Here is an 11872-nt window from a genome sequence, read left to right as displayed (position 1 = left end):
AGCGGATCGCTTCCCTCGGCTTGACCGGCCTGCCGTCAGATGCAGCGGGCGCCGGATTCGGCCTTCGACTTCAGGCCGACCAGGCTGTCGCGCGGGTTGTATTGCGGCTGGGTCACGGCAAAGACCTGCTCCAGCGCCGTACCCGCATTGTTGACGACCGCGACGTCCTGCACCACCAACGTGTCGCAGCCGGTGCCCTGGAAACGGACGCGAATGCGGAACTTGCGCGGGCCGTTGTCGGAGGGACCGAACTCGCTGTCGAGAGCCGGGTTGTCGCCGGCGACCGTGCGCTCCAGAACCACCATGTTCGGCTGGTTCTGGGCGATGGGAGTGCCGCGCTCCGTCGCGTTGGCGACGATGGTCTGGCGCACCGTCTCGGTGTTGGCCCGTACGTTGATCGACTGCGCGCCGGTCGGCACGGTCAGCACCGCCTGCTGCGGTTCCACCGGGGCGGGCCCGCGCCGGCCGGACTGGCAGGCGGTCAGGGCCGTGGCGGCGACGAGGACGAGAGTCAGGCGGAGCAGCATTACGGCAATCCCCAAGAAGACTGTATGGGCCCGGACACGGGCAGGACATCCGGGCGGCATCTGGAAGGCGATGCTGCGCGGACCTTTCGCGCAAGCGCAAGCTTGCGACAACGAAGTTAACAAAGACTGCGGGCCGCGGCATCCCGGCTGACGGGCCGAGGCAGGATTCGCCTGCCCGAATTGATGCGGCGGTGGCTCAGAACGTGTCGCCGGTCTTGAAGCCGCCTCCGCCGAAGGAACCGCCGCTGCCGAACCCGCCACCGCCGAAACCGCCTCCCGAGCCTCCTCCGGATCCTCCCATGGAGCCGGGCAGGCCGATGCCGCCGGGAAAGCCGATGTCGCCGCCGTGGCGCTTGCGGCGCTTGCGCGACTTCTCCGCCTTGGCCCAGTAATCGGCGCCGGACAGCGCCCCTTTCGCCAGCTCGCCGAGCAGCACGCCGGTCAGGCTGTCATTGTCGAAGGTGGAATCCCAGGTGTCGTAGCGCTTCTGGCGGAATTGCCGCGTCACCTTAACCAGCTCGTCGCGCCGGCGGCCGAGTTCCCGCAGCGTGCGCTGGTCGGTTTCCGTCGCGCTGTTGAGGATTTCGATGCGGGCATCGAGGTCCTGCAGGCGGCGGACGATCCGCTCGTCCTCGGGCGAGGGCGTGGCAAGCGCTTCCTGCCACAAGGTGGTGAGTTCCTCGGAGCGCAGCGAACGCAGAAGTGCTTCCTCGGCGGTGCGGAACTCGGAATCCTCGCCGGAGAGGTACGGCTGCTCGCGCTTGCTCAGCTCCTCCAGCTCGGCCTCCAGCTTTTCCAGCGTCGCCGTGGTGTCCTCGATCTCGTGCTCGGCAGTCTCGATGATCGCGGCAAGATCTTCGCCGGCCACATCCGCGGCTGCCTGGCGCGACAGGACGCCCAGCTTTTCCAGCTCCGCCGCGGCTTCCGCCTCGCGGTCGGTGGCATAGGCGTCGAGCCGCTGCGGGATCTCCACCAGCATCGCGTAATTCGGGCGCGCATCGTCGTAGCGGATGAGCCGGGCGACCCAGCGGTCGAGCATGCGGATGATGCCGGTCGAGCGATAGGCGGAGGTGCCGAAGCCTCGCTTCCACAGATAGGAGAAAAGCGCGTCGTCCTCGTAGGCCTTGCTCTTGGCGGCGCGGTCGTCCTGCGCCTGGCGCGCCTTGGAGCGCGCGGCCTCTGCCGTGCGCTGCGCGGCGTCCGTGGCTTCGCGCTGGGCGGTATAGGCCGGGTCGCCGGCGAGCCTTTCGTCGACGGCCTCGAGAATGCCGTCCAGCCTGTCGCTCGCCGCATCGCGCTCGCGTGTCAGGCGTCGGCGCTGCTCGGTGAGCGCGGCAATGTCGCTCTTCAGCGCATCGTGCTGGGCGCGCAGGGCCGAGAGCGCCAGTTCGCGCTGCTCCAGCTGGCGGCGGGCCTCGGCCTCGTCCTTGTCGATGCGCTGGCCGAAGATCTTGTCGCCGCCTTCGCGCAGGCGGAAGCGGGCAAGCTCCCGGAAGGCCTCCAGTTCGGCCGCCCGCAGATCGTTGATCTCGCGCATGGCATCGTCGACACGCCGCCGCAGCAGGTCTTCTTCCTGCCGGACGTCACCGAGCGCCCTTTCGATCGAGCCGAGGGTCTGACGTCCGCTCACCATGCCCGCGTGTCCCTTGCCGTCTGGTGCGTGTCTGCCGGCTTCCCGCCGGTCCCTCCCTTACGTGTCGTGCGGCCCGAAGCCGTTCCGGCCAGAGCTACCATTGCGTGATCGCTCCCATCTCCACCCGGGCCTGCCATTCCGGCTGCAGCTTGCCGCGGGCCTTGCTGCCGAGCACCGGGTTGCTGACGATGCCGTCTTCTTCCTTGTCGCGGCGCACCGCGTCGAAGGTCGATTGCGGCACCCGCTGGCCCCAGATGGTCACCGTCTTGCGGGCGCCGTCCTCCTCGGAGGTCACTTCCTGCGGCACCACCTGTCCGTCCGGCGTCACCGCCTCGACCAGAAGGTAGTAGTTGCGCGCCGAGGTGTTGGCCTCGGGGATGCGGGTCACGCCGGTCGGCGTCCCCGGACGCGAGACGATGCGGATGTCGAAGACCTGCAGCAGGCGCGCCTCCAGCGCCTTGAGATCGGCGAGCGCCTTGCGCGCGGCTGCGGCATCGTTCGCGGCCAGCGCTGTCTGGCCGCTGGCGGCCAGCGTTGCCGCCTGCTGGCGCGCGGCGGTTTCCTCGCTCACCTCGCCGATCCGGCGCACGGTCGCGGCGATCTCCGTCGGCAGGGTCTGCGTCAGCTCGATGCGCAGCGCCTCGGCGGCCCGTTCGCGCGGGGCGGCCACCAGGAAGTGCCAGGCAAGAGCCGCGCCGACAGCCAGTACCAACAGGATCGCGATCGCCTTCGCCCAGCGCATGCGCGTGACGTAGATCAGCGCCAGCGTCCGCTGGAAGCCGGCGGCGGGCGGGCTGTAGACGAAGCGGTTCTGCTTCAGGTTCTCGACGCCCTCGCGCAGGATGCGGTCGGACACTTCGATGCCCTGGCTCGTGTAGATCTCCCGCAGGCGCTGGATCATCGCGGCGTCGCGGTCGTCGGAGCCGAGTTCCTTTAGCGCGATGCGTTCGTCATGGCGGAGCGTGTCCACCACGTCCATCGCCATCATCAGCTCATCGAGCGGTGCCCTGGTCGAGGCGGTGTCGGAGGCCATGCACTCGTTCCCCTGCGGCCCTGTACGGCAGGGCCGGCCCCGGATATCCGCGGCCGGCCGTGGTGGATGCGGTTCCCTGACGGGTGGCTCAGGCGCCGATCATGTTGCCCTGCGCGGCAAGCTTTGCAAGGCGGCGCTTGCCGTCCTCCACCGCGTCGCGGATCTCCTCGGAGTTCTTCGTCGACATGGTGCGCATCTCGTTGATGATCTCGCGCGAGTTGACCTGGAAGTTGATGACCGAATCCACCAGTTTCTTGACGGCCGCCGCCTGCACGGTCGGGCCGTAGCCGGCCTTCAGCGCGGCTTCCTGCACGGCGTCGCCGATCTCCGCCAGGGTCTCCAGCGACTTCGACACGCCGTCCTTCATGGCGTTGAGCGCCTCGGTCGACTCATGCAGGCCATGCAGGCCGGTGAAGGAGGCGTTCAGTGCGGTGAGCACGGAATCGTTGGTGGAGAAGAAGCTGACCGACTGCGCATAGACCCGCTCCTTGGCGTTGGTCGTCTGCATCAGCCGCGCCATGATCACTTCCGACGTGTTGTAGCCGATGGTCAGGTTGTCGGAGAGATCCTTGGCGATCTGGTAGCGCTTCTCCTCGTCCTGCATCGCGCGCATCTTTTCGTCGCGGGCGAATTCGAGGCGAGCCTTGGCCGCGGCGTCGCCGCCGTCATGCGCCTCGACTTCCTTGTTGGCGGCTTCCAGCGCGGCCTTGGAGGATTCCAGACGGGCCATCGCGGTGTTCAGCACCTCGAGCGCCAGAACCTCGGCCTGCTTCAGCGCGCCGCGGAAGTCGCGATAGGCCTCCAGGATGCGCTGCTCGCGCTCGATCTGGTCCTTGGTGTCGCGGGCGACGTCGAGATAGGTCTCGCGGATCTTGCCGAAGCGGTCCGAGATCGTGCCGCGGGTCATGTCGCGCCACTTGTTGGACATGTTCTCCATGAAGGAGATCTTGCCGTCGGCCAGCTGGTCGACCATGCCCTTGGCATCGTCGCGGATCGAGTTGAACGCCTCGGTGATCGCCTCGTAGCGCTCGCCGATGGACATGGCCTGGATCTCGTTGCGCACCACCTCGTTGAAGGTCTGGGCCTGGCCCAGCGTGCGGGTGATCACCGCGATCTTGTCCGGAGACAGGTCGGAGATCTTCTCCAGCAGCGCGTTGATCGGCGCCTCGGCGGTGCCGTTGGGCATCAGGCCCATGTCGCGCAGGGCGGCCACGGCCTTGTCGAGATACTGCATCGGAGAAAGTCCGGTCTGAGCTGCTGCTTCCGCCATCTTAGCCTCTGTCTTCCTGTCTCGCCCTCGTTGCCGCCTGCAGGGCGGGCCGGGCAGGGCCGTGTTGGACTCCGGCGACCGGCGCGGGCGGGAGGATCGTTCGGCGCCCCCCATTGCTGCCGGTCGCAGCGAGTTAAGCATATAAAATGCGGCAGTTACACGTCAGAGGAGAGACGGTCCGCCGCGGTCTTCTTCCGTTGCCCGGTCAGCGCAACCGCGATTGCCGCCGCCAGCCGCGCATTGTTGCGGACCAGCGCGATATTGGTGACGAGGCTGCGCCCCTTGGTCAGTTCGTAGATCATCGCCAGGATGAAGGGCGTCACCGCCTTGCCGCTGACGCTGCGCCTTGCCGCCTCCGCCAGCGCCTGCTCGATGGCGGAGGCGATCTGCGAGGGCGGGATTTGATCTGCTTCCGGCACCGGATTGGCGACAAGCACGCCACCATGGTCGCCGAAGCGGGCGCGCAGCTCCAGCAGCCCGGCGATCTCGTCCGCCGTGTCCATGCGGTAGGGGGCGGCAAGGCCGCTGTCGCGCGACCAGAACGCCGGGAAGGCGTCCTGCCCGTGGGCGATCACCGGCACGCCGCGCGTTTCCAGCACTTCCAGCGTCTTGGGCAGGTCGAGCAGCGCCTTGGCGCCGGCCGCCACCACGCAGACCGGCGTCCGTGCCAGTTCGTCGAGGTCGGCGGAGATGTCGAAGCTCGTCTCCGCGCCGCGATGCACGCCGCCGATGCCGCCGGTGGCGAAGACCGCAATGCCGGCCGCATGGGCGGCCATCATCGTCGCGGCGACGGTGGTGGAGCCGGGGCGGCCGGTCGCCAGCGCAATGGCGAGATCGGCGCGCGAGCATTTCATCACGCCTTCGGCCTGTGCCAGCCGCTCCAGCGTGCCGTCGGAAAGGCCGACATGCAGCTTGCCGTCGAGGGCGGCGATCGTTGCCGGAACAGCGCCGCCGGCGCGGATGTCCGCCTCGACCAGCCGGGCGGTCTCGACATTCTTCGGCCAGGGCATGCCATGGGTGATGATGGTCGATTCCAGCGCCACCACCGGGCGCCCCTCGGCCAGTGCCGCGGCGACCTCTTCGCCCAGCTGCAGAACCGGAGCCAGTCCGGTCATATCCTTGTCCAGCATGTCGAATTCGCTCCGTCCTGCCGTATCCTGCCGAGTGCGGACCGCCTTATAGGGCCGCCGGCCCGCTGCTGTCGAGGCGCCCGGTCACTCCGTTTGCGCATGGCCGGGTGGCGGCTGCCGCGCATCCTTCCTTCTTACTTCGTCGGCGCAATTGCCGGCCAGTCCAGCGCCTCGGCCACCGCGCCGGCGCATCCCAGCGTCAGTGCCGCTGCCCGCATGCCGGCCGCGACCGCCTGCGCAAGCGGCAAGCCGTGCTCCAGGCCCGCCAGCGTGCCGGCGATCAGCGCATCGCCCGCTCCGGTCACATCCACGATCCTCGGCGGGGGAGCAGTTGCACCGTCGCAGGTCGTCAGAGAAATCTCGTCGATGCCGGCGCGGGTCGCCAAAAGCACGGGGGCTGCACCCCGGGTCATCACAACGGCCTTTACCCCGGTCTCGACCAGCGCGTTTGCCGCCTCCGCACCGCCATCCTCCTGCTGCCCGCCGTCCGGTCTTTCGCCGCGCCCGAGCAGGGCTGCGGCCTCTGCCCGATTGCAGAACAGCAGGTCGAGCCGCGGCAGGATCGGGGCAAGCCGTGCAGCCTTGGCCCGCGAGACCGCGTCGGCCGCCAGCCTCCGCTCTCCCGCCGTCTCTGCCAATTCCACCAGCAGTGGCTTCGGCAGGTTGGCATCGAGAAACCAGCAGCCGGCCACCTCCTGCGCCTCGGTCAGCGGCAGCAGGGCGCCCGGTTCCAGCGTCTCGGTGATGCGGGCATCGACCACCGCCGCCGCCAGCGTGCCATCGGGATCGTGCAGGGCGAGATAGCGCCCGCTCGGCAGGTCGCTGCGGCGGATGGCTGCGGTGTCCACGCCTTCTGTCGTCAGCTGCACCAGCAGCCCGTCGGCCTCCGCCTCGCGCCCCAGCCGGCCGGCCAGCGCGATGCGGCAGTCGAGCCGCGCCAACGCACGCGCCACATTGGTCGCGACGCCGCCGGGCCGTACGGCAAGTGCTGCCGGCGTCGAGGTTTCGCGCAGGATCCGGCGGTCCGCATGGGCGATCGTGTCGAGATGGATGGCGCCGAAGGCGGCAATCGGCATGCGGGCGGGTCTCCGGCCTTTGTCCTTGCAACCACTTATACCGGCTCGCGCAATGCGAGGGGAGGGGCTTTGCCGGCGTGCCGCCACAGGCGACCGAGCATGTGTCTCCGGCGTGCGTTGATTTTTCCGACCAGCAAGGGTAGCCGGATAGCCCTCCGGCGCATTTCGAGCGCATGCCCCGTAGCCATGGCGGACCGATCCCTTGCAGCACCCGCGACTTGTCTTCATGCGCCATGGCGAAACCGAGTGGAACCTGGCCGGTCGTGCCCAGGGGCACCTGAACTCTCCGCTGACGCAGACGGGGCGGCGACAGGCGCAGCGGCTCGGCGAGATCCTGGCGCGGGAGCTGGGTTCGCCAGACGGCTTCGACCAGATGGCAAGCCCCATCGGCCGGGTGCAGGAGACGGTCGCCAACATCCGGCAGCATTTCGACCTCCGGCCGATCGCAACCGACCTGCTCAAGGAAATCGACCTGGGGGAGCTCAGCGGCCTCACCAAGCCCGAGATGATCGAGCGGTTTCCCGCGCATATGGCCGGCAAGCCGGACCACGACTGGTATTTCGGCGCGCCGGGCGGGGAGACCCTCGCCGACCTTCGCGAGCGGGCGAGCCGCTGGCTCGGCACGCTCTCGCGCCCGACCATCGCGGTGGCGCACGGCCAGATCGGCAAGGTCATCCGCGGCATCTGCCTCGGGCTCGACGATGCGCAGATCCTGCGTCTGAAAGAGCCGCAAGGTGTCGTGCACGTCATCGAGGACGGCGCGGAAGAGATCTGGACATAAACCGCCGCGTTGCTCCGCGGCCGGCTCCTCCCATTCTGCTGCTCCCTCTCGCCTCTCGCGTCGCGCTCGCGACCGATTCTCGCGCGTTCGACGCGGCCGGGGAAGAAGTTCCGTTCATGAACAATGGTGGAACATGGTCCGGATAGTCAAGCGTAATCAGTGGCTTGACGCTTCTTGCGCAATGAGAACAAAAATGGTACAAAAGCGCAGTTTGAATCGCCGGGCGCGGCGTGAAATAAGGATGGCAGCCTCATGGCACAGAATTCACTCCGCTTGGTCGAAGGCATTCAGATGGACAAGAACAAGGCGCTCGACGCCGCCCTTTCACAGATCGAACGCGCCTTCGGCAAGGGCTCCATCATGAAGATGGGCCAAGGCCAGGTGGTCGAGGTCCAGACCGTGTCGACCGGTTCGCTCGGTCTCGACATCGCGCTCGGTATCGGCGGCCTGCCGCGCGGTCGTATCGTCGAGATCTACGGACCGGAATCGTCGGGCAAGACGACACTCGCCCTGCACACGGTCGCCGAGGCCCAGAAGAAGGGCGGTATCTGCGCCTTCATCGATGCGGAGCACGCGCTCGACCCGATCTATGCCCGCAAGCTCGGCGTCAATATCGACGACCTGCTGATCTCCCAGCCCGATGCCGGCGAGCAGGCGCTGGAAATCGCCGACACGCTGGTGCGCTCCGGCGCCATCGACGTGCTGGTGGTCGACTCGGTCGCCGCGCTGACGCCGAAGGCCGAACTTGACGGCGAGATGGGCGACAGCCTGCCGGGCATGCAGGCGCGCTTGATGAGCCAGGCGCTGCGCAAGCTGACGGCCTCGATCTCGCGCTCCAAGTGCATGGTCATCTTCATCAACCAGATCCGCATGAAGATCGGCGTGATGTTCGGGTCGCCCGAGACGACGACCGGCGGCAACGCGCTGAAGTTCTACGCCTCCGTGCGCCTCGATATTCGCCGCATCGGTTCGATCAAGGATCGCGACGAGGTGGTCGGCAACCAGACCCGCGTCAAGGTGGTGAAGAACAAGCTCGCGCCTCCCTTCCGTCAGGTCGAGTTCGACATCATCTACGGCGAGGGCGTGTCGAAGATGGGCGAGCTCATCGACCTCGGCGTCAAGGGCGGCATCGTCGAGAAGTCTGGCGCCTGGTTCTCCTACAACAGCCAGCGCCTCGGTCAGGGTCGCGAGAACGCAAAGCAGTTCCTGCGCGACAACCCGGAGGCGGCCGACGAGATCGAACTGGCGATCCGCCAGAATGCCGGCCTGATCGCGGAGCGGATCACCGATCCCTTCTCGGAAACCGAGGACGACGGCTCCGCCGACGATTGAGACCAGCCGCAGCCGCCCTTCGGGGCGGCTGTTTGCTTTTGGGGACGGCATCCTTTCCAATTCTGCATCGAGGCCAGCCCTTGCGGCATGCGGGCGGGAGAGGCGCCGCGTCGTTTCGTGCCGCTTCTGCCCGTCCGACGGGCGCGCGAGCCGCCTGCCGGAGCGTTGAAACCACGCTGCAAAGCAATTGAGATCGGCCGTCTTCCAATCTGCCTGCGTATGCAGGGAGAAGACGCGGCTTCGGGCAAGGCGCGTGCTGGACTTGCTGCCGCCACAAAGCTAAAAGCGGGCACAAGAACGAAGACAGGCGCGCTCCCCCTTCCGGACCATTCGAAGACCGCGGGACAGGCGGGCAGGCGCGGCGCAACGGATGGGATCCTGATGAGCGGCGTAAACGAAATCCGGTCTGCCTTTCTCGAGTATTTCGGGCGCAACGGTCACGAGATCGTCGCATCGGGCCCGCTCGTGCCGCGCAACGATCCGACCCTGATGTTCACCAATGCCGGCATGGTGCCGTTCAAGAACGTGTTCACCGGCTTGGAGAAGCGCGACTACCAGCGCGCGACGACCGCACAGAAATGCGTGCGCGCCGGCGGCAAGCACAACGACCTCGACAATGTCGGCTACACCGCCCGCCACCACACCTTCTTCGAGATGCTGGGAAATTTCTCCTTCGGCGATTATTTCAAGGACCGGGCCATCGAGCTTGCCTGGAACCTGATCACCAAGGAATTCGCGCTGCCGAAGGACCGGCTGCTGGTGACGGTCTATGCCGAGGACGACGAGGCCTTCTCCTTGTGGAAGAAGATCGCCGGCCTGTCCGAGGACAAGATCATCCGCATCCCGACCTCGGACAATTTCTGGGCGATGGGCGACACCGGCCCCTGCGGCCCGTGCTCGGAGATCTTCTACGATCACGGCGACCACATCTGGGGCGGCCCTCCGGGCTCGCCGGAAGAGGACGGCGACCGGTTCATCGAGATCTGGAACCTCGTCTTCATGCAGTACGAACAGCTGCCGGGCGAGCGCATCAACCTGCCGCGGCCGTCCATCGATACCGGCATGGGCCTGGAGCGTGTCGCCGCCGTGCTGCAGGGCGTGCATGACAACTACGACATCGACCTGTTCCGCGCGCTGATCTCGGCGTCCGAAAATGCGGTCGGCGTCGAGGCGGAGGGCGCGCAGCGCGCCAGCCACCGGGTGATCGCCGATCACCTGCGTTCCGCCAGCTTCCTGATCGCCGACGGCGTTCTGCCCTCGAACGAGGGCCGCGGCTACGTCTTGCGCCGGATCATGCGCCGCGCCATGCGCCATGCGCATCTGCTGGGTGCCGAGGAGCCGCTGATGTGGCGTCTGGTGCCGACGCTTGTACGCGAGATGGGTCGGGCCTATCCGGAGCTGACCCGCGCCGAGGCCCTGATCACCGAGACGCTGAAGCTTGAGGAGCGGCGCTTCCGCAAGACGCTGGCGCGCGGCCTCACGCTCCTCGACGATGCCAGCGCCGGCCTTGGCGAGGGTGCCGAGTTCGACGGCGAGACGGCGTTCAAGCTTTACGACACCTACGGCTTCCCGCTTGACCTGACGCAGGACGCGCTCCGCGCGCGCGGCGTCAGCGTCGATCTCGAGGCTTTCAATACCGCGATGGAGCGCCAGCGTGCCGAGGCGCGCGCTGCCTGGTCCGGTTCGGGCGAAGCGGCCACCGACACCGTGTGGTTCACGCTGAAGGAGCGTTGCGGCGCGACCGATTTCCTCGGCTACGACACCGAGACGGCCGAGGGCGTCGTCACCGCGCTGGTGCGCGACGGCGGCGAGGCGATGGAGCTGAAGGAAGGCGAGACCGGCTTCGTCGTGCTCAACCAGACGCCGTTCTACGGCGAGTCGGGCGGCCAGGTCGGCGATACCGGCCGCATGCGCGGCGAGGGCGGCGTCGAGCTGGAAGTCACCGACACCCAGAAGAAGGCCGACGGCCTCTTCGTCCACGAGGTGCGGGTGCTGTCCGGCAAGGTGACCATCGGTCTGCCGCTGGAGCTCCTGGTCGATGCCACGCGCCGCGGTTCGATCCGCGCCAACCACTCCGCGACCCACCTGGTGCACGAGGCGCTGCGCGAGGTGCTCGGCACCCACGTTGCGCAGAAGGGCTCGCTGGTGAGCCCGGAGCGGCTGCGCTTCGACTTCTCCCATCCCAAGCCGATGTCGGGCGAGGAACTGGCCGAGGTCGAGGAGATCGCCAACCAGATCGTGCTGCAGAACGCTCCCGTCGAGACTCGTCTGATGGGCGTCGACGAGGCGATCGAGGAGGGCGCGATGGCACTCTTCGGCGAGAAATACGGCGACGAGGTTCGTGTGGTCTCGATGGGCCGGGCGCTGCGCGGCGCCAAGGCCGGCAAGACCTACTCCGCGGAACTGTGCGGCGGCACCCATGTGTCGCGCACCGGCGATATCGGCCTCGTCACGCTGGTGACGGAGGGCGCCGTTGCTTCCGGCGTGCGCCGGATCGAAGCGCTGACCGGCGCGGCTGCCCGCCGGCATCTGGCCGGGCAGGACGCGCGGGTGCGCGAGATCGCCTCGGTGCTGAAGTCGGGCCAGGCGGATGTCACCGAGCGTGTTGCCGCGCTGGTGGAGGAAAAGCGCCGGCTGGAGCGCGAGCTTGCCGACACGCGCAAGAAGCTCGCCATGGGCGGCGGCGGTGCGGGCGATGCGGACAAGGGCCTGCGCGAGATCGGCGGCATCAAGCTGATGGCGCGCATCGTCGAGGGGCTGAACCCCAAGGACCTCAAGGGTCTTGCCGACGAGGCCAAGGGCCAGATCGGCTCGGGCATCGTCGTGCTGGTCAACGCATCGGAAGACAACAAGGCAGCGATCGTCGTCGGTGTCACCGGCGACCTGACCGACCGGTTCAACGCGGTCGAGCTGGTGAAGGTCGGCTCCGAGGTTCTCGGCGGACGCGGCGGCGGCGGGCGTCCGGACATGGCGCAGGCCGGCGGCTCCGACGCCTCGCAGGCGGAAGCGGCTGTCGCCGCCATCGCCAAGGCGCTGGAGACTGCAGCGCCGGCCCAGGCCTGATGTGATGGCGACGGGTCGCGACCCTCT

Annotated in this window: 9 protein-coding genes; 3 read left to right on the top strand and 6 right to left on the bottom strand. The window is 67.9% G+C overall.

Annotated elements, in window-relative coordinates:
- Positions 1 to 35: 35 nt before the first annotated feature.
- From BBX35_RS05570 to BBX35_RS05545, 6 genes are all read right to left on the bottom strand, one after another.
- Positions 36 to 527: a hypothetical protein gene (locus BBX35_RS05570; protein ID WP_208979763.1), complete on the bottom strand. Its 492-nt coding sequence runs from the start codon at positions 525 to 527 to the stop codon at positions 36 to 38.
- A 196-nt stretch (positions 528 to 723) separates the two neighbouring features.
- Positions 724 to 2160 (bottom strand): coiled-coil domain-containing protein, encoded by a 1437-nt coding sequence (locus tag BBX35_RS05565; protein ID WP_067216969.1) that lies wholly within the window; start codon positions 2158 to 2160, stop codon positions 724 to 726.
- A gap of 94 nt (positions 2161 to 2254) precedes the next feature.
- Positions 2255 to 3193, bottom strand: a complete 939-nt coding sequence (locus BBX35_RS05560; RefSeq protein ID WP_067216964.1) for a DUF6384 family protein — start codon at positions 3191 to 3193, stop codon at positions 2255 to 2257.
- 88 nt (positions 3194 to 3281) lie between these two features.
- Positions 3282 to 4463 carry a cell surface protein gene (locus tag BBX35_RS05555; RefSeq protein WP_067216961.1) on the bottom strand — a complete coding sequence of 394 codons (1182 nt, stop codon included), beginning with the start codon at positions 4461 to 4463 and terminating at the stop codon, positions 3282 to 3284.
- Positions 4464 to 4618: 155 nt separating this feature from the next.
- The gene (locus tag BBX35_RS05550; RefSeq protein WP_244271560.1) at positions 4619 to 5593 is read right to left on the bottom strand and encodes a pseudouridine-5'-phosphate glycosidase; all 975 of its coding nucleotides are present in this window, start codon (positions 5591 to 5593) and stop codon (positions 4619 to 4621) included.
- A 134-nt stretch (positions 5594 to 5727) separates the two neighbouring features.
- Complete coding sequence (locus BBX35_RS05545; RefSeq protein ID WP_067216959.1) at positions 5728 to 6669, bottom strand: PfkB family carbohydrate kinase; 942 nt, start codon at positions 6667 to 6669, stop codon at positions 5728 to 5730.
- A 202-nt stretch (positions 6670 to 6871) separates the two neighbouring features.
- On the opposite strand from BBX35_RS05545, the gene BBX35_RS05540 reads away from it, so the two are divergent.
- The 3 genes from BBX35_RS05540 to alaS all read left to right on the top strand — a co-directional run bounded on the left by BBX35_RS05540 (position 6872) and on the right by alaS (position 11845).
- Positions 6872 to 7450 carry a histidine phosphatase family protein gene (locus tag BBX35_RS05540; protein ID WP_141687816.1) on the top strand — a complete coding sequence of 193 codons (579 nt, stop codon included), beginning with the start codon at positions 6872 to 6874 and terminating at the stop codon, positions 7448 to 7450.
- A gap of 252 nt (positions 7451 to 7702) precedes the next feature.
- Positions 7703 to 8782, top strand: a complete 1080-nt coding sequence (gene recA, locus BBX35_RS05535; protein ID WP_067216952.1) for a recombinase RecA — start codon at positions 7703 to 7705, stop codon at positions 8780 to 8782.
- Positions 8783 to 9163: 381 nt separating this feature from the next.
- Positions 9164 to 11845 (top strand): alanine--tRNA ligase, encoded by a 2682-nt coding sequence (gene alaS / locus BBX35_RS05530; protein WP_067216950.1) that lies wholly within the window; start codon positions 9164 to 9166, stop codon positions 11843 to 11845.
- Positions 11846 to 11872: the final 27 nt, after the last annotated feature.

The sequence above is a fragment of the Stappia indica genome (assembly GCF_001696535.1).
GTDB classification, from domain to species: domain Bacteria; phylum Pseudomonadota; class Alphaproteobacteria; order Rhizobiales; family Stappiaceae; genus Stappia; species Stappia indica.
This window is presented reverse-complemented; position numbering and strand designations above follow the sequence as displayed.

Excerpts from the sequence above, each read along its gene's own strand:
- BBX35_RS05570 (WP_208979763.1), bottom strand. The coding sequence starts at position 527 with ATGCTGCTCCGCCTGACTCTCGTCCTCGTCGCCGCCACGGCCCTGACC.
- BBX35_RS05565 (WP_067216969.1), bottom strand. The coding sequence starts at position 2,160 with ATGGTGAGCGGACGTCAGACCCTCGGCTCGATCGAAAGGGCGCTCGGT.
- BBX35_RS05560 (WP_067216964.1), bottom strand. The coding sequence starts at position 3,193 with ATGGCCTCCGACACCGCCTCGACCAGGGCACCGCTCGATGAGCTGATG.
- BBX35_RS05555 (WP_067216961.1), bottom strand. The coding sequence starts at position 4,463 with ATGGCGGAAGCAGCAGCTCAGACCGGACTTTCTCCGATGCAGTATCTC.
- BBX35_RS05550 (WP_244271560.1), bottom strand. The coding sequence starts at position 5,593 with ATGCTGGACAAGGATATGACCGGACTGGCTCCGGTTCTGCAGCTGGGC.
- BBX35_RS05545 (WP_067216959.1), bottom strand. The coding sequence starts at position 6,669 with ATGCCGATTGCCGCCTTCGGCGCCATCCATCTCGACACGATCGCCCAT.
- recA (WP_067216952.1), top strand. The coding sequence starts at position 7,703 with ATGGCACAGAATTCACTCCGCTTGGTCGAAGGCATTCAGATGGACAAG.
- alaS (WP_067216950.1), top strand. The coding sequence starts at position 9,164 with ATGAGCGGCGTAAACGAAATCCGGTCTGCCTTTCTCGAGTATTTCGGG.